The 24,783-nt window shown below is 30.6% G+C and carries 25 protein-coding genes; 22 read left to right on the top strand and 3 right to left on the bottom strand.

Annotation, left to right across the window (positions count from 1 at the left end; all coding sequences use genetic code 11):
• The first annotated feature begins 2 nt into the window (after positions 1–2).
• From CX675_RS10075 to CX675_RS10040, 9 genes are all read left to right on the top strand, one after another.
• The gene (locus tag CX675_RS10075; protein ID WP_130735109.1) at positions 3–779 is read left to right on the top strand and encodes a hypothetical protein; all 777 of its coding nucleotides are present in this window, start codon (positions 3–5) and stop codon (positions 777–779) included.
• Between the two features lie 113 nt (positions 780–892).
• Entirely contained in the window at positions 893–2,146 is a 1,254-nt protein-coding gene (locus CX675_RS10070; protein ID WP_130735108.1) for an OmpA family protein, read from the top strand.
• Positions 2,147–2,154: 8 nt separating this feature from the next.
• On the top strand, positions 2,155–3,264 hold the full coding sequence (locus CX675_RS10065; RefSeq protein WP_130735107.1) for a hypothetical protein: 1,110 nt from the start codon (positions 2,155–2,157) through the stop codon (positions 3,262–3,264).
• 185 nt (positions 3,265–3,449) lie between these two features.
• On the top strand, positions 3,450–6,350 hold the full coding sequence (locus tag CX675_RS10060) for a response regulator (RefSeq protein ID WP_130735106.1): 2,901 nt from the start codon (positions 3,450–3,452) through the stop codon (positions 6,348–6,350).
• 132 nt (positions 6,351–6,482) lie between these two features.
• Entirely contained in the window at positions 6,483–6,965 is a 483-nt protein-coding gene (locus CX675_RS10055; RefSeq protein WP_130735105.1) for a DUF6252 family protein, read from the top strand.
• 20 nt (positions 6,966–6,985) lie between these two features.
• Entirely contained in the window at positions 6,986–8,275 is a 1,290-nt protein-coding gene (locus tag CX675_RS10050) for an OmpA family protein (protein ID WP_130735104.1), read from the top strand.
• A gap of 9 nt (positions 8,276–8,284) precedes the next feature.
• Entirely contained in the window at positions 8,285–8,440 is a 156-nt protein-coding gene (locus CX675_RS19785) for a hypothetical protein (protein ID WP_165396018.1), read from the top strand.
• A 20-nt stretch (positions 8,441–8,460) separates the two neighbouring features.
• Positions 8,461–9,351, top strand: coding sequence for a hypothetical protein (locus tag CX675_RS10045; protein WP_130735103.1), 891 nt, complete (start codon positions 8,461–8,463; stop codon positions 9,349–9,351).
• 21 nt (positions 9,352–9,372) lie between these two features.
• On the top strand, positions 9,373–9,939 hold the full coding sequence (locus CX675_RS10040; protein ID WP_130735102.1) for a hypothetical protein: 567 nt from the start codon (positions 9,373–9,375) through the stop codon (positions 9,937–9,939).
• A 67-nt stretch (positions 9,940–10,006) separates the two neighbouring features.
• Here CX675_RS10040 and CX675_RS10035 read toward each other — a convergent pair whose 3' ends face one another.
• Positions 10,007–10,441, bottom strand: a complete 435-nt coding sequence (locus CX675_RS10035; RefSeq protein WP_130735101.1) for an Hsp20/alpha crystallin family protein — start codon at positions 10,439–10,441, stop codon at positions 10,007–10,009.
• A gap of 157 nt (positions 10,442–10,598) precedes the next feature.
• Positions 10,599–11,072, bottom strand: coding sequence for a TerB family tellurite resistance protein (locus CX675_RS10030; RefSeq protein WP_130735100.1), 474 nt, complete (start codon positions 11,070–11,072; stop codon positions 10,599–10,601).
• Here CX675_RS10030 and CX675_RS10025 point away from each other — a divergent pair.
• The 10 genes from CX675_RS10025 (at position 11,047) to CX675_RS09985 (ending at position 20,606) form a co-directional block, all read left to right on the top strand.
• On the top strand, positions 11,047–11,832 hold the full coding sequence (locus tag CX675_RS10025) for an alpha/beta hydrolase (RefSeq protein ID WP_130735099.1): 786 nt from the start codon (positions 11,047–11,049) through the stop codon (positions 11,830–11,832). The two genes, CX675_RS10030 and CX675_RS10025, sit on opposite strands and share 26 nt — an antisense overlap.
• A gap of 363 nt (positions 11,833–12,195) precedes the next feature.
• The gene (locus CX675_RS10020) at positions 12,196–12,618 is read left to right on the top strand and encodes a DUF1456 family protein (RefSeq protein WP_130735098.1); all 423 of its coding nucleotides are present in this window, start codon (positions 12,196–12,198) and stop codon (positions 12,616–12,618) included.
• A gap of 292 nt (positions 12,619–12,910) precedes the next feature.
• The gene (locus tag CX675_RS10015) at positions 12,911–14,839 is read left to right on the top strand and encodes a VWA domain-containing protein (protein ID WP_130735097.1); all 1,929 of its coding nucleotides are present in this window, start codon (positions 12,911–12,913) and stop codon (positions 14,837–14,839) included.
• Entirely contained in the window at positions 14,836–16,089 is a 1,254-nt protein-coding gene (locus CX675_RS10010; RefSeq protein WP_130735096.1) for a dihydroorotase family protein, read from the top strand. Before CX675_RS10015 ends, CX675_RS10010 begins: the two co-directional genes overlap by 4 nt.
• 90 nt (positions 16,090–16,179) lie before the next feature.
• A complete protein-coding gene (locus CX675_RS10005; protein WP_130735095.1) occupies positions 16,180–16,506 on the top strand; it encodes a DUF4870 domain-containing protein in 327 nt (108 codons plus the stop codon).
• Positions 16,507–17,037: a hypothetical protein gene (locus tag CX675_RS10000; protein WP_130735094.1), complete on the top strand. Its 531-nt coding sequence runs from the start codon at positions 16,507–16,509 to the stop codon at positions 17,035–17,037.
• 280 nt (positions 17,038–17,317) lie between these two features.
• Positions 17,318–17,656 carry a hypothetical protein gene (locus tag CX675_RS19780; RefSeq protein WP_165396017.1) on the top strand — a complete coding sequence of 113 codons (339 nt, stop codon included), beginning with the start codon at positions 17,318–17,320 and terminating at the stop codon, positions 17,654–17,656.
• Between the two features lie 68 nt (positions 17,657–17,724).
• Positions 17,725–18,543, top strand: a complete 819-nt coding sequence (locus tag CX675_RS09995; RefSeq protein WP_130735093.1) for a peptidoglycan-binding protein — start codon at positions 17,725–17,727, stop codon at positions 18,541–18,543.
• Positions 18,544–18,817: 274 nt separating this feature from the next.
• Entirely contained in the window at positions 18,818–19,885 is a 1,068-nt protein-coding gene (locus CX675_RS09990) for a S9 family peptidase (protein WP_130735092.1), read from the top strand.
• Positions 19,886–19,961: 76 nt separating this feature from the next.
• Positions 19,962–20,606, top strand: coding sequence for an alpha/beta hydrolase (locus CX675_RS09985; protein ID WP_130735091.1), 645 nt, complete (start codon positions 19,962–19,964; stop codon positions 20,604–20,606).
• 62 nt (positions 20,607–20,668) lie between these two features.
• Here the strand turns inward: CX675_RS09985 and CX675_RS09980 are convergent, their stop codons facing one another.
• The gene (locus CX675_RS09980) at positions 20,669–21,235 is read right to left on the bottom strand and encodes a fasciclin domain-containing protein (protein WP_130735090.1); all 567 of its coding nucleotides are present in this window, start codon (positions 21,233–21,235) and stop codon (positions 20,669–20,671) included.
• 143 nt (positions 21,236–21,378) lie between these two features.
• Here CX675_RS09980 and tpx point away from each other — a divergent pair, with 143 nt between their 5' ends.
• From tpx to CX675_RS09965, 3 genes are read left to right on the top strand one after another with little or no spacing between them, the layout of a single operon-like run.
• Positions 21,379–21,876: a thiol peroxidase gene (gene tpx / locus CX675_RS09975; protein WP_130735089.1), complete on the top strand. Its 498-nt coding sequence runs from the start codon at positions 21,379–21,381 to the stop codon at positions 21,874–21,876.
• Between the two features lie 4 nt (positions 21,877–21,880).
• Positions 21,881–22,255 (top strand): diacylglycerol kinase, encoded by a 375-nt coding sequence (locus CX675_RS09970; protein ID WP_130735088.1) that lies wholly within the window; start codon positions 21,881–21,883, stop codon positions 22,253–22,255.
• A gap of 32 nt (positions 22,256–22,287) precedes the next feature.
• Positions 22,288–24,783: a DNA translocase FtsK gene (locus tag CX675_RS09965; RefSeq protein WP_130735087.1), complete on the top strand. Its 2,496-nt coding sequence runs from the start codon at positions 22,288–22,290 to the stop codon at positions 24,781–24,783.

The following is a 24,783-nucleotide window of genomic DNA, read 5'->3' as shown; positions in this document are numbered from 1 at the left end:
AGATGAAAAACAATTTATTAAAATCAATCATTCTAGTCTTAACAATACTTACTTGGAGTTGTAGTAAAGACGACGATTACCAAACCATTCTTTTACCTACTCAGGTAGAAATAATTTATCCTAGTGCAGCAGCATCTTATCAAACATTAGATATCACTTACAATGATCAATTTTCAATCAAAACCGTAACTAGAAATAGATCAGGTAACCATAAAATCATTTATACTTGTAGCTATAATTCAGAAAGATTATTAACCAAATTAAAAATTGTTGAGCAACCTTCAAATATAGAACGGGAATACCAAATGCAATATACAAATAGTCTTCTGTCTAAAATAACCGAACTCCATTCGGGTACAACTACCGAATATAATATTGATTATAATAGTACAACAAATACCTATAAGTATAATTTTCCATACACATGGAAGTTTAATGATGCACATGATTTAGAATATTATTACTTCTCTAGTACAACTGCTTTTGACATTACATACTCAAATGGCAATGCTTTTAATCAGTTCATGAAACCGCAACCTGCTTTAGCCATTTTAGACTCTTATTTTGCTGAAAACTTTTTTCAAGACTTATTCTTTCTTAATAAAAAGCCTATCAGCATGACTCGTTATGAAGATTTGGTTTCTTCAGATGTTATCGAGCATCATTACACCAACACTTTTAATGCAAACAATAAATTGATTAAAAGTGAAATTAGAGTCAATACTGATGTAAATCCAACCATTATAAAATACATAACCTATCAAGAGAAAAGATATTAATTAAATCACTTTACAAATAACAACATCAAAATGAACAACTTATGCCTTTCAAAAAGAAAAAATAGTATCTTTAATACAAACAAAAGCCTAACAAACATATAAAATCTAAAATCATGAGTATTAAAAATTGTAATATCGCATTATTCTTAATTTTATGTTCTAATATTTGTAATGCACAATTAATAGACAAATTAAAAAAGAAAGCTGAAAGAGCCGCTGAAAGAACCGTTGAAAGACGCGTAGAAAAGGAAACAGAAAAAAAAACAGATCAAGCAATGGACAGTGTTTTTGGAACTGGAAAAAAGAATAGTAAAAAAGAAAAAAAATCCAATAAATCGTCTTCATCATCTTCTACAAAAAATGGTCAGGATATTGTTACAGGAAGCAGTTTCTTTCCAAATGGTGATATTCTTTTTTTAGATGATTTTAATCAAGATAACTTTGGTGATTTTCCAGCTAATTGGGATACAAATTCTGGTGGAGAAGTTATCAAAGTTGTTCAAAATAAGGCATTTAAGCTTAACCCAAACGGAAACTATACTGCAAAAACAAATAAACTGCCTGAAAATTATGCTTTAGAATTTGATTTGGTTACTGAAAACCTAGATTATAAAGGACTATCTGGTTCTCAATTTGGAATTAATTTTTCAAGCGAACAAACCATCAGCAAACCAAAAAATGGTGGAAAATTTAGCTTCTCATTATGGAAAGGTTCTAATGTTTGTAACCAAATAAATGTGCAAAACTGGGGAAAAACAAATACTAAAATAGACAATAATATTCCGTTTAAAATGCAGGAAAAATTCAATACAACAACCCATTTTACTGTTGTAGTGAACAACAATCGCTTGCGTGTGTATTTAGATAACGAAAAAGCAATTGATTTACCATCTTTCCTAAGCAATAATTTTGGGAACTATATTCAATTTTATTTAAAAGGTACCGATCCAAAAGAAAATCATATTGTAGCTATCGCAAATGTTAAAATTACAGAAGAAGGAGAAGATCTTCGCTCTTTAATTTTAAAAGGCGGCTTTTCAACCACTAAAATCTTATTTGATTCTGGTTCAGATAAAATAAAAAAAGAATCGTATGACTTTTTAGACAAAATGGCAAAAGTATTACAAGATGACAAGGCGATTCGCTTGAATATTATTGGTCACACAGACAGTGATGGTGATTCCGTAAAAAACATGACATTATCAAAATCTAGAGCGGCAGCTGTGATGAATTATTTTATTGATAACAAAGGTTTAGATAAATCGCGTTTTATGTTTCAAGGACGTGGAGAAAACGAACCTGTTGCCGAAAATAATTCTGCAGACGGAAAAGCAAAAAATAGACGTGTAGAATTTCAAAAAATATAATACTTGAAATGAAATTAGCTGTCAAAATTATACTCGGTTTAGGTGCAACAGCCGCATTAGGAATGGTTACAGGTGTTATTCCAAATCCTTTTGAAATTCCTACAGATGTTCCTCTTCATTTACAACACGAAATGAAAGTAGTATGGAATTATGATGGTAAACAACAATCGATACCAACTATCGAGCAGGGTGTTCCTTTTGATGATTCTAAATATTTTGATTTAAAAGCTAAAATTGCCATTAATCCTCTCGAACCAAAAGGGATTTTTAAATTTGATTATGAAATAGAACAATATATTTCCATCAACAATAAATCAGGAAATTTCACGTATAAAGTAAATAGTAATGATAACTCTATGTACATCCACGGAACAGATATTGAAAACAACGACTTGTTCCAACCTTTAAAAAACAATCCGTATGTACAACAATATAAAATTGACTTTCTTATTCGCAATGCACAAAACGATTGGTATGCTTTTGTAGAACATCAGGAACAAGGAAAAATTTGTATTAAAGTACCTTCTGGTTTTACTTTTTCAAATGTTTTTACCGATAATTATAGCAAAAGTCTAGAAGTCTTAAATAGTGCCAAAGCGAATGCAAATACGGTAACCAATAATAGTCCGCTAGAACCTTACAGAGGTACTTTTACTGATAATAATGGTTCGCAAAAACGAATCACATTTTGGTTTGCCAAAGAAGAAGCTCAAATTCCTACTGGTATTCCCTTAATGGGATTTGGTGTAGGAATTTTTAAAGATGTATTAGAAAAAAGACAAAAATTCTTAGCCATAACCGAATTTGAAGAGGGTCTTTCTAAATTAACCCATTTAGAACAAATTGAAGAGTGGGGAATTAATACAGACGGCTACAAAGTAATTTCTTTTGATTTTTATTTGCCTTCAGGTCAAGCCAAAACCGAAAACATTGTCAATTGGTTGAAAGGAAAACAAGATGAAATAACCCAATTAAGAACGGCTAGAAAAAATTGTCCACCGCATCAAACAGGAAGCGATTGTAGAAAAAATTATGAAAAAAGAATTAAAGAAGTTCAAGATGAAATTGCTTCTAGAGCACAAGAACTAGCTACGCAAATGATGCCTCCCGTGAAGTAAACTTACTGTTACAAATTATTTTAAAAGTACAAAAACAAACCATAAATAAGCGGTTTTGTTTTTTGTACTTTTTACTTTTATAAACCCTTTCAAAAGTTATGTAACACACTATGTTACAATACTCTTATAAAAAAAAGTTTTTTCTTATTATAATTGTCTAAATTTACATCATAAGCAATCAAACCATGAAAAAAAAACAACTAAAAAACGCTGTTTCAAGCAGTTATTTCTTTTTATCCAGCTTATTATTAGTTGTACCAACTACACTTTATGCGCAAACATTTTCAAAAAAAGATTCTATAACCATATTTAGCTATATACAAAAAGCAGAAAGTTTCCATAACCTTGCTGAATACGATTCTGCTGTTTTTTATGCTAATAAAGCCGAAAAATTAGCACAAGAAAAAAAATATGAAAAAGGATATGCACATGCTTTACTTAAAAAAGAAGAAATTTTTATCGATTATGATGAGTTAGATCAAGCCGAAGTTATTAATAAAAAAGTAACTGCAATTGGTAAAAAACTAAATAATCCTTTGCTTATCGCTCATGCAACCTTACATGCTGCACAAATAAAAATGTACCAAAATAAATTAGAGGAAGCGATAGACTTATTTCAAGTTTGTACCCAAAATTATTTTAACCAACATCCATCGTATTATGCAGCTCTAGCCTATAATGATTTTGGTTATACCTATGGCTTAAAAGACGATTTAATTAATCAAACTAATTGTTTAATACAATCGATTAAAATATATGAAAGCCTTCCAGAATTAAATTATGGAGAATTAGCAGTCGTTTACAACAATTTATCTCTAGTTTATTATCGTTTAAAAGACAATGATAAAACAATTGAATATGCTAAAAAATCTATTTATTACAGAGAAAAACATGGCGACATCAATGATTTGGCACTAGGATATTGCAATATAAGTCAGTTATACCGTTTAATCAATCCAAAAGAAGCTAAAAAGTACCAAGAATTATGCGTTACGTATGCTGAAGAATCAAAAAATGAAGATCGTATTGTACAAGCCTATATTACGTCTGCATTGATAGCCAGTGATGCAGAAAATAGAGAATTAGCTCTTGAATTTGAAAAAAAAGCGGTAAAAATTTTGGAAGAAAAAAATAATAATCCCGCATCTTTAGCACTTCGATATATCGCTATTGGCATGCATTTGGTTGCGTTGAAAAAAAATTCAGAGGAAGCCATTAGTTATTATAACAAAGCTTTAAAAATTAGTGAAGCCATTCATAGCAAAACCAATATTTCCGAGGTTTACAAAAACCTAACTAAAGTGTATACTTTACAAAACAATTATAAGGCCGCGTTTGAATCTCAAAAAAAATATCACCTTTATAGAGATAGTATTGTAGACGAAAAAACAAATATTAGTATCGCAGAATTAGAAACTAAATTTCAAACTGAAAAAAAAGAACAAGAAATTAAACTGCTCTCTACAGAAAACAAACTTGCTCAAAAACAAAAATACATCTACATTGCTTTAGCCAGTTTACTTTTTTTAACTGGTTTTTCTTTATTTTTTGTTTATAGAAACCAACTAAAAACGGCTCGAAAGATCAAAGAATTAAATGTACTAAAATCTAAGTTTTTTGCCAATATTTCTCATGAGTTCAGAACACCACTTACTTTAATTAAAAGTCCAGTACAAAATCTTCAAAAAGTAATTTCAAATGAAGACGAAAAAAAGCAACTACAACTTATTGATAGAAACGCTAACCGAATGCTTGAATTAGTCGACCAATTATTAGCCCTTTCAAAAATTGATAGCGGAAAATTAAAATTGATACTCAAAGAAGGAAATAGTAGCTCGTTCTTACATTCTATAACAGAACCATTTGACTTTCAAGCCAAGGAAAACAACATCAATTTTGAAATTAATATTGAAAAAAATACGACTAATCATTATTTTGATAAAGATGTAGTCGAAAAAATTGTAACTAATATTCTGTCTAACGCCTTTAAATACACACCAACTGGGCAAAAAATTGAATTTTATTCGTCTATTGAAAATAAAAAACTAAAATTAACAATATCAAACGCTGGTGTTTCCATTAAAAAAGAGGAAATCAACCAACTTTTTGAACGTTTTTATCAAAAGAATGAAAGTGAAAAAGGAGCAGGCATCGGATTGGCATTGGTAAAAGAATTAGTCGAATTATATGAAGGTGAAATTCTTACTCAAGTTAGTAATCAAAAGCTCCAATTTACCATTTTACTACCTCTTGAAAAATTTCCAGCAAATGCAATTGTAGTAACGAAAGAAAACACGCCTAGTATAGAAAATCAAACTACAGAGAATGATTTACCTATAGTATTAATTGCAGATGACAACTCAGAAATACGTTCTGTACTGAAAGATATCCTAAAAGAGAATTTTCAAATATTGGAAGCAGGAGATGGTGAAAAAGCCTTAAAAATGGCCAAAAAAGAAATCCCAGATTGTATCATTTCTGATATTATGATGCCCAAAATGAACGGTTATGAGTTTACCAAGGCGATAAAATCAAACGAACTCACTTCTTTTATTCCCGTAGTATTACTAACTGCAAAAACAGCAGAAGAAGCCCATTTGGAAGGATTACAAAGCACAGCAGATGCTTTCCTTACGAAACCTTTCCGTCATGAAATTATAAAACTTACGGTTACCCAACTTATTACTGAAAGAAAAAAATTACAAGAACGATACAGTCAGGAACTCGTTTTAAAACCTGTTGATATTGTTATTAATTCGATAGATGAAAAATTCTTAGAAAAATTACAAGAAATTTTACATAAAGAAGTGCCCAACTCAGATTTTACTTCTGATAATTTTGCCTCAGCTGTAGGTATGAGTCGCATGCAATTACATCGAAAATTAAAAACCTTATTAGGTGTAAGTGCTACCGAATTTTTAAGAACGGAAAGGCTAAAAACAGCTGTAGAATTACTTAAAAAAGGCAATGGCAATATTTCTGAAATTGCGTATTCTGTTGGTTTTAATGATATGTCGTATTTCTCAAAATGTTTTAAAGAAATGTACCATTGTACTCCTTCAGAATATATTGAAAAAAACTCATAATTCACCTTATAACCTCTTATTTTATTGACTTTAAATAACTTGTTACATATGTCATAACCCTTGTTACAATACTCCTATTGTCTTAGTTTGATTATGTTCAAATTTGTCTTATTCAATTAAAACAAAAAACATATGAAAACAAGTATTAAAACATGTATTATGCTACTTTTTATAGTAACTCTATTCTCTTGTAGTAGTGACGATGATGCAAGCACAACCATTCCAGAAGGATATTTTTTTAAAACAAAAATAGATGGTAACTCTTTTTCTGCAACCATACCCGAATTTGGTGCTTCTAAAACAGGAAATACAATTACAATAGCCTGTGTACAAGGCATTCATAAATTTCAATTAAAAATAAATAATAGCATTGGTGTTGGAACCTATACAATTCCTACCACAACCGCTAATACTATCGTACTAAGCTATGAAAATGATGTAGTTGTGTATCAATCTGGAATTTGTGGTACTTCGGGTACTTTAACCATTACTGCTATTTCTTCTAATGAAATTGCTGGAACATTTACTTTTTCTGCTGGTAATACAGACGATTGTGGCTTACCTCAAAAAAATATAACTCAAGGTTCATTTAAAGCTCTTCTAGCAGGTTCTTAAAACCATTAAAAACATCTTTTATGAAAACAATACTAACTTTAGGTTTACTGTTATTGGTAACCCAATCGAACGCACAATTCTTTAAAAAATTGAGTGAAAAAGCGGAAAAAGCGGCAGAACGCACCGTAGAAAGACGTGTGGAAAAGAAATCGGAAGAAACTACAGATCAATCTATTGATAAAGTTTTTGAAAAAAAGAAAAAGAAAGATAAAAAAACAAAAGGAAACGATTCTCAAAATGAAGAAACCAATTCAAAAACTGAAAGTAAAAAAACAACCATTACGAGTGCCAAAGATTTTGTGGCTGGTACAAAAATAATCGCAACAGAAAATTTTAATCAAGATGCTATTGGCGACTTTCCAGTAAATTGGTACACTAATAGTAGTGGTGAAATAGTAACTTTTTCCGACTCTAATGAAAAATGGCTCAAATTAAACGACAAAGGCAACTACACTCCTATTCATTTTTCAAAACTTCCTGAAAATTGCACTTTTGAAGTGGATATTTACACTACAGAAAATTTTTCATTCTACTCAAGTGGCTTAAATATTGCATTTGTTGCTTCTCAAAAGAAAACCGATTATACACAATGGGGCGATTTTAAAAGTGGCAAAGAAGGAGTTATTGTGAGTCTTCACCCACAAGGAGCAGGTAGCAGAAAAATGGGGGTTTCTGGTTTCAAAGTAATTACAAATCATGCGCTTTTAATGGAAAACAATGTTGACTTAAAATCTTTTAACCACAATCTGAACACAGCTAAGGTACAATTTTGGAGACAAAAAAACAGGCTTCGAGTGTATGTCAATGGAGAGAAAATTTGGGATTTACCTAATGCTTTCCAAGAAACCACTTATAACAATATTGTTTTTTACATGCATACTTATGGCAATCCTGAAGACAAGTATTATATCTCTAATTTAAAATTAGCTGAAGCAGGTGCAGATACACGTCATAAACTTATTGAGACAGGTACTTTTTCAACCAATGAAATTCTTTTTGACTCAAATAAAGCTACCATTAAAAATACTAGTAAAACTGTTTTATCTGATTTAGGTAATGCGCTAAAAGAAAATCCATCTGTAAAAATCAAAATTATAGGACATACCGATAGCGATGGCAAAGAAATTGATAACCAAAGATTATCCTCACAAAGAGCTGAAAGTGTGAAAATTTATTTGAATACTAATTTTGGTATTGAGAAATCTAGAATGCTTACAGAAGGAAAAGGAGAAAGTAATCCAATAGCAAGTAACAATACTGAAGAAGGTAAAAAACAAAACAGAAGAGTTGAATTTACGGTAATAAAATAAAGTTATAAGATGCCTAAAAAACCTACAAAATATGAGGCAAAAATTGAAAACATCGCTACCAATAAAATTTATTTAAATATTAATCACTTAGAAAATGGAGAATATGAATTAAATATTATTCATAAAAATAAGCTGATAACGAAAACAACTTTTAAGAAAAAATAAAAATTAACTATATGAAAAAAATGAGTAAAACAATTGTCTTTTTAATCTTGCTTGCCAGTTTTTACTCTTGTAGCAACGATGATGACAATACAACAAAAGAAACCTATTTAAGCAGTTATACCTTTTCTTTTTCATCTGATGAATTTCAACTGCAATACAATTCAGAAAATAAATTAATAGGCTTCGAAACATTGGATCCTACTAGTAGTATAATAACTAAAATCAATAATGAAATTACTAGAAATACAAATGGTATGGTAACCGCAATTGGCAATACCTCTTTAACATACAATACTTCAAAACAAATTTCTTCAATTGATGATGGTACTGGAAACGGACAAACACTACTAGAATATGATGCTTCAGGAAGACTAATTAATCAAACGACCAATTACTTTAGCGGGAGTATTACTGAAACAAAAAATATGACATATGATGCTAATAATAGAATAATCAAAATTATTATTCATGTCGTAAGTAGTACAATAAATGAATATTATAAATATAATCTTAGTTATAATACACAAAATAATATTTCAGAAATGAACCTCAGTTCAAGTTCAGATAATGCAACCTATAATCTTATTGAAACTCAAATTTTTACTTACGATACAAAAAAAAATCCTTTCTCAAAGATTGCTAAAAACCTTCACTTTGGTAGCTTTTATATCAATCCTTCTTATCCTTTCTCTCTATTTCAAACCATCAAATTTAATTATATCTCGGCCTATGCACTACAATGGACCAGTAATAATAATCTTACTCATACAACCATTGTAGCTCCTGGTGGCACAATTAGTAATGCTTCGTATGAATATACATACAATACTGAAGGATATCCAACTAAAGTAATCATTACCGATGAAGACGGTGAAAATTATACGCAAAATTTTTTCTATAAAATAAATTAATCTTTACATAAATACAAACACATGAAAACAACAATTTTAAAACTTTGGTCTCTAATTCTTGTAATAAGTCTTTTTTCTTGTTCTCCTGAAGATGGAAAAGATGGTATCAATGGTGTAGATGGTGCTGATGGCACAACTGGACCTCAAGGACCAGCAGGAACAGCAAATGTAATTTATTCCAATTGGATTCCTGCAAATTTTTCAGGCTCTTCTACTTCTATAAAATATATGGGTATCGATTTCCCTGCAAGTATGCCTTCTGCTTCTAGCATCAAAAACACACATACTTTATTAGTTTATTTTACTGGTTATGGGGATGGCAATGTGTACCAACTTCCCGTTTTGGATTTTAGAGGGGCTCAATTTACGGCTGGTTTTGGAAGCGCAAGTATTAGTGCTTCAGATATTAATATTACTGCAAAAGCAATTAGTGGTTCTCTTAATGACCAACAAATAAGTCCTAGTTTAGGTGCTAAATTTAGATATGTTCTTATACCAGGAGGCGTACTTGCTAATAAAAAAGGAACAAACGATTACACAAAAATGAACTATGAAGCAATATGCGATTTCTTTAATATTCCTAATTAAAATTTGAGTTGGTTTTACAAAAAAAGCCTAATGCAAAACATTAGGCTTTTTTAAAATTAGTATTGTATTAACCAATTTCTATAAAACGTTTTGGTTTTGGTAACGCTTCTTCTCTTTTAGGAAGTGATACATGCAAGACACCGTTTTCATAATTTGCTTTAATATCTTCTTCTTTAATAGTTTCTGGTAACGTAAAAGCACGTTTGAAAGAAGAAAAACTAAACTCTTTTCGAGTGTATTTTCCATTTTCATTTTTAGATTCAGAGTTTGATTTTTTCTCAGAAGAAATCGTTAACACATTTTCATTCAATTCAATATTGAAATCTTCTTTGTCTAATCCTGGTGAGGCTAATTCAATGGTAAAATCGGTTTCAGTTTCTTTAATATTTACAGCTGGAATTGTATTTGAAAAACTTTGCACTCCACCCATAAAATCTGGTTTGAAAAAATCATCCATTACTGATGGAAAAAATAACTTTGGATTTGTTTTTACTAAGTTCATATCTTTTAAATTTTTAATTAAACATGTTTCCCAGTAAAGCTCAAATTACATTCCAAAATAAAAAAAAGTCAAAATGTCTCTAAAAACTAAATTTTAAAAGACATTTTGACTTGATTTTAAGATTTTTTTATAATATAACTGACTAAATTTCAGTTGTTTAATTGTGTTGCTCCGCAAAAACTGAAAGCAACGTTTGACCATCAATCATTCGATTGGGTGATTTTTTCATCAAATGCAATACTCTTTTCATCGCATAAGGATTTAATCCCATATTAATTCCTATTTCATTAATCTTTATTTGCTCTCTTTCGTGTAAAACACCATCAGCATGCATTAATAAAGCCAAACGGTAAAACTGACATATTCTATTAAACTCGTCCTTAATCACTTTCACCTCTGCTCTATTTTCAAATAATTGATGAAACGTGGGCTTGTCTATTTCTAATTCCAAAGAGACCATTTCAATAAAATCATATTCTCTATCATGCAATTCGCCATCTACTAACGCAAATGCAATCATTTCTTGTAACAAACTTATTTTTTCTTGGTAGGTTTCCATCAAAGCAGTACTTTTATTAAGTTTTATAATCCAAATATAATTAAAAATGAAAAAAGTCGGCTTTCTTTTCATTATCTTTTTTTTAACATCTTGGTGTCTTTGGTCCCAAAAAAGATTTTCCCAATTTGAAATTAAAGCACCTCAACTCGATACCGTCAAACGTATTTGGATATATCTTCCACTTGATTATGACCTATCCGAAAAGAAATATCCTGTGTTATATATGCACGATGCTCAAAATCTTTTCGATGAAAAAACAGCCTTTTCAGGAGAATGGAAAATCGATGAAACCTTAGATAGTTTACAAGCAAAAATTATAGTGGTCGGTATTGAACATGGTAATGAAAAAAGAATAAACGAACTTACACCTTTTAAGAATGATAAATATGGTGGTGGAGAAGCTGACAATTACTTGGATTTTATTGTAACAACGTTAAAACCATATATAGATTCGGTGTATCGTACCAAAATAAACTCAAAAAACACAGGAATTATGGGAAGTTCACTTGGCGGATTGGTTTCTTTTTATGCAAGTTTAAAATATCCTGATATTTTTGGAAAAGTAGGTGTTTTTTCGCCATCATTTTGGTTTACCAATGACATTTACACCCTTACAGAACAAACTAAAAAAATAGATACTAAATATTATTTTATGTGTGGCGACAGCGAAGATGAAAGTATGGTAGACAATATGAATAAAATGATTCACCTTATTAGACAAAAACGTTGCGACTGTCTGCATCTGCATAAAACTAAAATTGTAGCAAATGGAAAACACAATGAAAAACTTTGGTCAAAAGAATTTGCAAAAGCGTATCTTTGGCTTTTCTAAATAAAAAAAACTAATTTAATTAGTTTAAGTAATACATTAATTCGTTAATTCGAGTGTTTTATAATAAATACAAGAGAAAATTCTATATGCATAACAACATACGTCAGTTCGAGTGTTTTTATAATAAATAAAAGAGAAAATTCTATATGCATAACAACATACGTCAGTTCGAGTGTTTTTATAATAAATAAAAGAGAAAATTCTATATGCATAACAACATACGTCAGTTCGAGTGTTTTTATAATAAATAAAAGAGAAAATTCTATATGCATAACAACATACGTCAGTTCGAGTGTTTTTTATGGAATGAAATAGAATAAAAAATGTATCGAGAACTTAAATTAAATAACAATAGAAATTAAAATGACAAATAACGATATCTTCAAAAAATTACGTGTTGCCCTACAATTAAGAGATGATCAAATTGTAGAAATATTACAATTGGTAGACTTTAGAGTGTCTAAAGGAGAATTAGGTAACATTTTTAGAAATGAAAACCATCCTAATTATATGGAATGTGGAGATCAACTACTTCGCAATTTCTTAAACGGATTAGTCATTCATTTGAGAGGAACCAAAGAGAACCCAAAAGTTCCTATGGAGGTTATTAAAAGTCATAAAAATGCTCCTTCAAAAGAAGAGAAAGAAACGCAACCTAAAACAGATAATCCAAAGAAAAACTCAACTTCTTTTAAAGGGAAACCCAAGAAAAAATCGCTTCCTAAAAAAGAACCAGTGGTAGAAAAAATACGTTTTAAAAACGGAAAAAACAAACCAAAAGAGTAACACCTTTTGTCATTCAGAACTTGTTTCGGAATCTTTCACATATTTGGATATAATGTTATTATATCTAAATCTTATTTAGAAGCTGAAACAAGTTCAGCTTGACAAATGCATCTTGTTATTATAGAGAACTTCAGAATATCACAATCCAATCTGAATTAATGTATGAAATCCGCTTAAAGATAGAGTAACTTAAAAAAAATAAACATCCATAACACACTTTTCTTTAAAAACCATTTCATTTTTGTATTTTTGAACACCGTAAATTTATGGTCTTGAAATAAACCTAAAATACATGCAGTTTAAACATCCTGAGATTTTATACTTTTTGTTCCTATTGGTACTACCAATTTTAGTTCATTTATTTCAATTACGTCGCTTTAAAAAAGAATATTTTACCAATGTAAAACTCCTGCGACAATTACAACAACAAACACGAAAAAGCAGTACCATAAAAAAATGGTTGCTGCTTGCAACTCGTCTGCTTCTTTTAGCTTTACTTATTTTGGCTTTTGCCCAACCTTTTTTTACAGCGAAAGAAAGCAAGAGTAAAGACAACGAACTCATTCTTTTATTAGATAATTCGTTCTCCATGCAAGCCAAAGGAAGTCGTGGCGAATTACTAAAAAGAAGTGTACAAGAAATTTTAGAAACTTTTCCTGAAAATCAAACATTTTCTATACTTACAAATAATGCTGCATTCTGGGACGTGGATCGAAAAACAATTCAAAATGAATTGCAAAAACTAGACTACGCAGCTTTACCATTCGAGTTAGATTATTTGCTCACACAAGTAGAAACTAAAAAACCAAATACTAAAAAAGACTACATCATTATTACGGATGCTGTTGGTTTACAGTCAAAAAAAATAGAAACCCTTAGCAAAGAAAATGAAGTGTATTTTAACAACCCTTCAGCAGAAAACAAAAATAATTGCAGTATTGAAAAGGTTTCCTTATCACAAGTTTTAGACGCTTTCTACGAAATTACAATTTCGATAAAATCATACGGAAAAAGAACGGAACCTGTCTCTTTAGCAGTATACAATCAGGATGCATTATTAGCTAAATCTCAAGTAACTTTCGATACTTCAGAAAAAGAAATAAAAATAAATATTCCAAAAGCCGCTTTTCATGGTAAAGTAACATTGCAAGACAATAGTTTGGAGTACGATAATACCTTTTATTTTAGTATTTCTCAACCTAAAAAACAAAATGTAATTTGCATAGGGACATCCGAAAAAAATAAATTTCTGAATAAAATTTTAACTGAAAAAGAATTTGTGGTTACCCAAAGCGAATTAGCGCAACTGAATTACAATGCTATCGAAAATCAGCAAGTTATCGTTTTAAACGAAATCAAAGAAATTCCACAAGCTTTAACTACCACTTTAGCATCATTTTATAACAAAGGAGGTACTATTATTGTAATTCCTTCAGAAGAAACGAATGTTCAAAATATAAATAGTTTCTTAAAAAAATTTGGTGCATACCAATTTTCTCAAAAAAACAACAACGAAAAACAAATTACTAAAATCAGTTTTAGTCATCCATTATATAAGAATGTTTTTGAAAAGAAAATTAGTAATTTTCAATATCCTAAAGTAAACCTATCGTTTGTTTCTTCTGGAAATGGATTGCCAATTTTACAATTTGAAGACAATACTAATTTTGCCTTTTCCATAACAAATAAAATGGGGAATCTATATGTTTTTACAGCTCCAATAAACAAACAGAATTCAAATTTTCAAAATTCTCCTTTAATTGTACCTACTCTTTATAATATGGCACAAGCAAGGAATAATTCGAAAACCAATACCTTTACAATTGGCGAAAACGAAACCTTAATTATAGATGCTATTTTATCTAAAGACGAAGTAGTTAGTATAAGTAATACAGAATATAGCTTTATTCCGCAACAACAAATCGTAAACACAAAAGTAAAACTTACTTTTGGAGATTATCCAGAAAAAGCAGGTAATTATAGCGTTAAACAAGCAGAAAACACCATACAGGAAGTTAGTTTTAATTACCCACGAACAGAAAGCGATTTAAACAACAAAAACAACACACTATTTGATAAAACCACCATCGTAAATGATATCGCTACTGTTCTAAATGATTTAGAATCAAAACGAACCGATACTGCTTTATGGAAATGGTTTATTCTAGGAACTCTCCTATTTTTATTGATTGAACTACTAATACAAAAATTTGTAAAATGACCACCGTTTTAATTAAACAAGCAACTATACAAGATCAAAACAGTTCGTTCCACAACCAAACCGTAGATATTAAAATTGAAAACGAAATCATCACTGAAATTGCAAAAAGCATCGCTACGCCTAAAGACGCAACGGTAGTAGAAAAAGAAAATTTACACGTTTCTACTGGTTGGTTTGATACTTCTGTTTCCTTAGGCGAACCAGGTTATGAAGATCGTGAAACCATTGCTCACGGTTTACAAGTAGCTGCTAAAAGTGGTTTTACTGCCATAGCCTTACAACCAAATTCTTCTCCGGTTATAGACAATCAAGCGCAAGTAAAATTTGTTTTAGAAAGAGCCAAAGAACAAGCTACTACCTTATTTCCTATTGGTGCGCTAACAAAAAATAGCGAAGGACAAGATTTAGCCGAACTGTTCGACATGAAAAATGCGGGCGCCATTGCTTTTGGAGATTACAACAAAGCGATTCAAGATGCTAATATTCAAAAAATTGCGCTACAATATTTACAAGATTTTGACGGATTAGTCATTAGTTTTTGCCAAGACAGTTCTCTAAAAGGTAAAGGAATTGTAAATGAAGGCATTACTTCAACTCGATTAGGCTTAAAAGGCATACCAACATTAGCAGAAGAATTACACATTGCACGTAACTTATTTTTATTAGAATACACAGGCGGAAAATTACACATTCCTACTATTTCCACTCAAAAATCGGTAGCCTTACTTAAAGAAGCAAAAGCCAAAGGGTTACAAGTAACTTGTAGTGTTGCTATACATCATTTGGTTTTAAATGAAGACGTTTTATCTGGTTTCGATTCTCGATACAAAGTAGCACCCCCATTACGTGATGAAGCAACCCGAAAAGCACTCATTGAAGCTGTTTTAGACAACACTATTGATTGCATTACTTCAGACCATAATCCATTAGATATTGAACATAAAAAACTAGAATTTGACATGGCTAAAGATGGAACTATTGGTTTAGAAAGTGCTTTTGGAGTTTTACTTACCGTATTACCTTTAGAAGTGGTTATAAAAAAATTAACTGCCGCAAGAAATATCTTTGGTTTACCAAAACAGATTATTGAAGTAAATGCTACAGCCGAATTAAGTTTCTTTACACCTACTGGAGAAGGTACGTTTACAAAAGAAAACATCTTGTCTAAATCAAAAAATTCAGCCTTTTTAGGGCAAAAAACAAAAGGAAAAGCTTACGGAATTTACAACAACGGAAAATTGGTAATCTAGAAATTAAGAAGAAAGAAATACAACATTCAATATATAACAAACAACATATTAACACTTTAAACCTTTAAACCCTTAAACTTTTAAATAAAAATGAATAACAGTATTGAAAAAGGAAAAAACGCAGCCATAGTAAGTTACATTACTATTATAGGAAGTGTAATTGCTATTTTTATGAACCAGGAAGACAATAAAAGTGAGTTTGCGAGTTTTCATATTCGTCAAGCTTTAGGCATTTTCTTAACCTTCTTTTTACTAGGTTACCCTATTGGATATTTCAATAGTTGGATGGTAACTTCTGCTTTTTGGTTATTTATTTTTATCTTATGGATTTATGGTTTTTTAGGGGCTCTAAATGGTGAAAAAAAATTGGTTCCTTTAGTAGGAGAATTTTATCAGAAATTGTTTAAAAATTTATAATTGAACACAAAAACGAAAATAAAAAGTACGCTAATTCTTGAAGCTATCTTGAAATTGAAAAGTATAGCAGCATATTGTATTCTTTTGCTTTTTCCAGTGTCCTTTTTATTAAATGCAATTTTTCAAATATATAACAATAATCAAAAAGCTAGTCTAATCACTTTTTGCTATAGCTTTTTAACTGTATTTATCCTAATCCTAATACTATTTCCTTTCATAAAAAAAGGAATTAGTATAGACAACCAAAAAAATATTTTTTTATCCTATTCCCTAGCTGATAAAATCCTTTTAAAAAAACAAATCCTAAGCAAAGATTACACTACATTACTAATTACTGAAGAACCATTTGAAAAACAGAATAAATATATTTCTGTTACCAATGCATCTGCTGCATTTGTATATCCCGTATATCATTTTACTGCCATAAAAAATCAATACAAAAAAGTAATTTATAGTACTGAAAATCCCGATTTAAAAAATCAATTAACACTTTTCTTAGAAAAAGAAAGCAATCTAAAAAAAGAAGATTAGATTTTATTTTTAACTTTAGACAAAACAAGTAACAAAAATAAAAATCATTTCTCATTTGAAAATAGTCGTAATCGTATTCTTTTTTCTTTATAATCTATTTTGTTTTAGTCAAAACGAAGTATGCCTTTCCTTTTCTGAAAAAGAATATGTCAATCTATTAAATTATACTCCTATACAATTTAAAACAATTTGATAATATTTAAAAGTTATTTAAATAATCTTTCTTGTCAGGAATGACATACTGGTAAACAAAATCCTTATCGTAATAATTCAAAAACGAATGGGAAGAATTCAAAAACCCATCGTAATAATTCAAAAACGTATGGGAATGATTCAAAAACTTATTGTTATAATTCAAAAACCTATTGTAATAATTCAAAAACGTAGGGGAAGAATTCAAAAACCTATCGTAATAATTCAAAAACGTATGGGAAGAATTCAAAAACGTAGGGTAACTTTTCAAAAAAGCTTCGCAAAAAAACAAAAACAAATAGAAAGCAATCTCACTAAAAACACCTTCTTTATTTCTTTTTTTCAACCCCAGCATAGCGATTACTTCACACAAAACGCATTTTTAAACCGATATCTAAAATTAAAAAACAGGAGAATTATCCACTAAAAAACAGGATTTTTCCCCACTACTATTTTTTTTAATATGCCTATTTTTAATATCTAAAAAATCGAGTCATGCAAAAAAAATCATATATTAAAGAATTAAGTATCAGTAATACACAACAAAGATTTGGTACCACTAATGTAAAAAAAGACGTAGAAAAAATTCAATCTTGGCTAACCCTTTTTGCCATGCAAAATCCAAATGCAGGAACAGCAACAGGTATCGATGGCGATTTTGGTCCAGCTACAGAAAGAGCCGTAATGAACTTTCAAACTGCCATAGGCACTACAGCTACAGGTATTGTAGATACTCATTTGTTCGAACAACTATCGGCTCCGCTTAAAAACGCTTTTGAAACGCCTAGTACAGGGAATAATCTAAGAGAATTAGTAGTCAATACTGCTAAAAATCATGCTAAAAATAATCCTTTCGAATTAATCATAAGAAACCAAAGCAACACAGGACCTTGGGTTCGCGCTTATATGGATGGTCATGAAGGTACTTCGTGGTACTGGTGTATGGGGTTTGCACAAACTATTATCGATCAAGCTGCTTCCCAACTAGGCAAAAATTTTAAAACACTAATGCCTTTATCATATAGTTGTGATACTGTTGGTTCAACTGGTTTACAAAAAAATATATTAACCAGATATCAAACAGCTAGAACAAACCCTAGTTTAATTCAACCAGGTGACATATTTCTTTTACAAAAATCAACTTACGATTGGTATCATACAGGCATTGTGATTAACGTACAAGGCGATGTAATCGAAACCATTGAAGGAAACACAAATGCTGATGGTTCTAGCAACGGAAATGCCGTTCTAAATAAAATTAGAAACTTTAAAAAATCAAAAATCGACTTTTTTTCTATAGAACCTTTGGTATAAAATTTATTTTTTAGACCGAATAGCAAACTCATACTTTATTAAAGTTGGTATTTATAACCATAAAAGACAAATTTATTTCTTAAAAAATTAATTAAAATATAAAATCGTAGTATCAATACAGCTAAAATCTAATAAAAATGCAATTCTTTTTTAGACACCATTTTTTCAATATACAAATCCAATTTTAATGCTAATTTTAATATAAAAATAGCAACTAAGCATTAAACCTTCAAGCTATTTTATCGTCTAAAAGCATAACAAACATTTTTAACACATGAAACAAATTGCATTTTTTGCTGTTCTATCTTTTTTAGTACTATCGTGTTCTAAAGATTCTGAAAATCAAACCGATACCAAAACCACTTCATCATCCTATTTAATTAATACACTACAAGGTCCTATTGCAAAGCCAACAACTGGCTACGGCTCAGACGGAAATTACACCGTAGCATCAGTAAGTTTTCCTAGTCCGACTTATACAGGAAAAAATGTTACTATATTTTATCCGCAAGGTATTACCACTCCTAAACCAACAATCTTTTATTCGCATCCTTATGGAGGAGAAGAAAGCGAATATAACATTGGCTTATATCGTTTTATTGCTAAAAAAGGATATGTTGTAGTTTTTGCCCCCTATCCTACTAGTGGAACTAACGTTACAGTAGAAAGCAGATATGATACATTATGGCAAAGTTTCATTACTGCGGCAGCAAATTATCCAGATATTATAGATACTACAAAAGTTGGTTTCATGGGACATTCTTTTGGTGGTGGTGCTTCATTTTATTTGTCACAGAGAGCATTTTCAGAAAAAAACTGGGGAGAAAATGGTCGTTTTCTATTTGTAATGGCACAATGGTACAGTTATTTTATAAATACGCAATCAATAGATTTTCCTTCAAACACAAAATTAATTACCCAAGTATATGATGACGATGTAACCAATGACCATAGAATGGCTATAGATATGTTCAAAAACAACAATATTCTAAATTCTGAAAAAGATTTCATCTTAATCAAAAAAAGTGTTTTACCTAACTATACTTACACAGCAGAGCACAATTTACCAAACACACAATCTGCCTATGATGCTTATGATTATTATGGAATTTATCGTCTTCTAGATGCATTGATAGATTATAGTTTTAATGGTAATTTAGTTGGAAAAAATGTAGCTCTTGGTAATGGTTCTGCCGCTCAAGTAACAATGCCAAGCTACAATGGACAAGCATTAGAACCCCTAATTGTAACCGATAATCCGACACCACTTTATCCGCAAAGTAAGTATAGCTTTAAATGTTATTCATTAGCAAATAATCCTCGTTACACCTTTTGTAATTAAAAATAAAATATATTAAAGCGAAATATAATTAAATTTTAGTGATATTTTTGACATCCTATAATCAGAATACACTATAATGAGTTTACAGTACCTTATAAGAGAACCCAAAAATAGACAAGCGCAAAATCCTGTTTTACTATTATTACACGGTTATGGCAGCAATGAAGAAGATTTATTTTCATTTGCCAGCGAATTACCCGATGACTATTATGTTATTTCTGTTCGCGCACCTCATAATTTACAACCCTATGGACATGCTTGGTATGCCATTCATTTTGATGCTGATGAAAACAAATTCTCAGATGACGTACAAGCACAACAATCAAGAGACCTAATTGCTTCTTTTATTGATGAATTGCTTGAAAAATATCCCATTGCAAAAGAGCAAGTTACCTTAATTGGTTTTAGTCAAGGCAGTATTTTAAGTTATGCAACAGCTTTAAGTTATCCAGAAAAAATTAGTCGTGTAGTAGCTTTAAGTGGTTATTTAAACGAAAATATTTTGGTTCCAGAGTATCAAAACAAAGAAAACCAACACCTACAATTTTACATTTCGCACGGTACAGTTGACCAAGTTATTCCAGTTGATTGGGCGAGAAAAGCACAACCCTTTTTAGAAAATTTAGGGTTACCAGTTACTTATAAAGAATATCCTATTGGTCATGGGGTTTCTCCACAAAATTTTTACGATTTTAAAAATTGGTTAGAGCGTACTAAATAATAAAAAAGAAGGCGCTATGTAAGATAGTGCCTTCTTCAAAAAAACAAACTAAAACTAAACAACTATGAACGCGGTAGCAAGACCGTGTCTACCACGTGTATAACGCCATTCTTTTGGTTAACATCGGCAATAGTAACTCTCGAACTATTCCCATTTTCATCCGTAATGTAAACGTCTTTCCCTTTCATCCATGCGGTTAAAGTACCTCCACTTACGGTTGTAAAACTATATTTTCCTTTTCCTTTTTTAATCGCTGCCATAATATCTGCAGCACTCCATTTTCCAGCTGCTACATGATATTTTAAAATGGTTTGTAATTGTGCTTTATTTTCTGGTTTCAGTAAGGTTTCTACTGTTCCTTTAGGTAATTTTGCAAAAGCTTCATTGGTAGGTGCAAAAACGGTAAAAGGTCCGTCTGATGCTAACACATCTACTAAATCTGCTGCTTTTACCGCTGCTACTAAAGTGGTATGATCTTTAGAATTTACAGCATTTTCAACAATGTTTTTACTAGGATACATTGGAGCTCCACCTACTTCTACTGTTTTTTCTTTTTGTGCATTCATTTCAATTCCTGTTAAAAAACAAATAACAACAAATGCAATAGCTAATTTTTTACTGGTTTTCATGTTTTATATTTTAAGTTATAAATGCATTTACGAGAAAAATGTTTTTTTGGTTTTAAAAAAATTAAAAAAATGTAAAAGAATATTCTATATAAATAGCAATTCAATATTATTTATTACTTTTGAGCTTCATTAAAAAACACATTATGGCAACAGTAACTTTAGGCGGAAACGCAATACATACATCAGGAGAATTACCAAAAGTAGGTACAAAATCACCTGATTTCAAACTAGTTAAAACAGATTTAAGCACCACTAGTTTAGCTGATTTTGCAGGAAGTAATTTAGTTTTAAATATTTTTCCAAGTGTAGACACAGGAACTTGTGCCGCTTCTGTAAGAGCATTTAATCAAAAAGCGAGCGCTTTAAACAATACTAAAGTTTTATGTATTTCTCGTGATTTACCTTTCGCGCAAAAACGTTTTTGTGGAGCTGAAGGTTTAGAAAATGTAATTAACCTCTCCGATTTTAGCACAGGAAGTTTTGGTAAAGATTTTGGTTTGGAAATTGTTGATGGTCCTTTAGCAGGTTTACATTCGCGAGTAGTCATCGTTTTAGATGAAAACGGAACTGTAAAATATACAGAACAAGTAGCTGAAATTGCAGACGAACCTAATTATGAATCTGCTTTAGCTTCTCTATAAGGCTATGGATTTTGAAAAAGATAATACTTTCGTAACTGGAAGACTAAAAAGTATTGTGTTTGCGGTTAAAGGGGCTTATAAATTAGCCACTACAGAACACAGTATTATGGTTCAATTAAGTATTGGGCTTCTAATGATTATTGCTGGTTTTTATTTTAATATAACCAAAGAAGAATGGTTAATTCAAACCTTAGCAACCGGATTAGTTTTAGGAGTAGAAGGAATTAATACAGCCGTAGAAAAAATTGCCGATTTCATTCATCCAGATTACCATAAAAAAATTGGTTTCATAAAAGACATTGCCGCTGGAGCCGTTTTTTTTGCAGCAATAACAGCATTAACCATAGGATGTATCATATATATTCCTTATTTATTTTAAATTCTCTATTTTTGTAAAATAGTGTTTGCTTCATGGCTAAAAAGAACAACAAAGAATCACAAAATAAAACCGCGCCTAAAGAAAAGAAAAAATTGCATCTTTCCAGACAGCAAAAGTTTGTTATTGGTGCTTTATTAGTACTGATTTCTATTGCTTTACTATTATCATTAATTTCCTATTTTATTACTGGAAATTATGATCAAAGTCAGGTAAACGATGTTTTTGATAGAGACATACAAACTAGAAACTGGTTGGGTAAAATTGGTGCCTATATTGCCCATTTCTTTTTATATGACGGATTTGGTGTTGCTTCTTTTATTTTTGTTAGAATTCTTTTTCTAACAGGGATTTATCTTGTTTTAGATCTTAGTGTAAGCAAACTAAAACGCACTTTCTTTTGGGATTTTTACCTTATTATAGTACTTTCTGTAATTTTTGGTTTCTTTTGGGATTATTTACCAGAATTAGCAGGAACCATTGGTTTTGAATTAAACACTTATGTTCAAGACTATATTGGTAAAATTGGAACTGGGTTAATTTTATTATTTGGAATTATAATTTATTTAATTTTTAAAATTAAAGTTTCTCCTGATGCAGTAAAAAATGTTTTTGAAAAATCAAATCAATCGTTTAAAGAAGATTTGGTTACTGAAGAAAAAACTAACAAACCTGTAATTACTCCTTTAACTAATGATAATTCTCATTTAAACAATGTAAATACAGATAATATAGATGATGATTTCGTCATACGAGAAGATGAAGAAGCTATTTCAAAAATTGAATTAAAAACTTCTTCTTTTGAAATTAATAAAGAAGCTTTGAAACCAACTATTACCAATGCCTCTGAAATTAATTTTGATCCAAAAGCTAAGAAAGAGGATTTTAGCAGTCCTGAAAAAACAAGCAGTCCTGAAACCACAATTATTTCTAACGACAAAGACTTTGTAATAGAAACAGTAGCCGAGGAAGAAATTTTGGACAGTAATTTAGCGGCTAAATTAGTTCAAGATTTTGGAGAATTTGATCCTACATTAGAGTTATCAAATTATCAACTGCCTCCAATTGATCTTTTAAAAGAATATTCAACAGGTGGAATTACCATCAATCAAGCAGAATTAGAAGAAAATAAAAACCGCATAGTTGAAACGCTTAAAAATTACAGCATCGGTATTTCTCAAATAAAAGCAACCGTTGGGCCTACAGTTACATTATATGAAATTGTTCCAGATGCGGGAATTCGGATTTCTAAAATTAAAAATTTAGAAGATGACATTGCTTTATCATTAGCAGCTTTAGGGATTCGTATTATTGCTCCAATTCCTGGAAAAGGAACAATTGGTATTGAAGTTCCTAATAATAATCCTACTTTGGTTCCTATGAAAGCGGCAATTAGTTCACCTAAGTTTCAACAAGCAGAAATGGAATTACCTGTTGCTCTTGGAAAAACGATTTCTAACGAAACTTTTGTAGTCGATTTAGCCAAAATGCCTCACTTATTGATGGCAGGAGCTACTGGACAAGGAAAATCGGTAGGGTTGAATGCTATTTTAGCATCACTTTTGTATAAAAAACATCCTGCAGAAGTAAAATTTGTATTGGTTGACCCTAAAAAAGTGGAGCTTACTCTATTTAATAAAATTGAAAGACATTATTTAGCAAAGCTTCCTGATACAGAAGATGCCATTATTACAGATAACACTAAAGTAATTAACACTTTAAACTCGCTTTGTATTGAAATGGATAACCGTTATTCTTTATTAAAAGATGCTATGGTTCGAAACATTAAAGAATACAATGAAAAGTTTAAATTACGAAAACTCAATCCAGAAAATGGACATCGTTTTCTTCCTTACATTGTGTTAGTTGTAGACGAGTTTGCCGATTTAATTATGACCGCAGGAAAAGAAGTTGAAACACCTATTGCCCGATTAGCACAATTAGCACGTGCCATTGGTATTCACCTTATTATAGCCACACAAAGACCCTCTGTAAACGTTATTACAGGTATGATTAAAGCAAACTTCCCTGCCAGAATTGCATTTAGAGTAATGTCAAAAATAGATTCTAGAACTATTTTAGATGCTGGTGGAGCAGATCAATTAATTGGTCGTGGCGATTTATTGTATACCAATGGGAATGACATGGTTAGAGTACAATGTGCCTTTATAGATACTCCTGAAGTAGAAAAAGTTTGTGATTTTATCGGAAGCCAAAAAGCATATCCAGAAGCCTACCAATTGCCAGAGTATGTAGGAGAAGAAAGTGGCACGACTCTTGATATAAGTATTTCAGATAGAGATACGCTATTTAGAGAAGCTGCGGAGGTAATTGTGACCGCTCAACAAGGTAGTGCCTCATTAATTCAAAGAAAATTAAAATTGGGATATAACAGAGCTGGAAGAATCATTGATCAATTAGAAGCTGCTGGTATTGTAGGTCCTTTTGAAGGTAGTAAAGCTAGAGCTGTTCTAATTTCAGATTTAGTAGCTCTTGAACATTTTTTAAACAACGAACAAAATAATAATTAA

The organism is Flavobacterium sp. J27 (genome assembly GCF_004303025.1).
Taxonomy (GTDB): Bacteria; Bacteroidota; Bacteroidia; order Flavobacteriales; family Flavobacteriaceae; genus Flavobacterium.
This window is presented reverse-complemented; position numbering and strand designations above follow the sequence as displayed.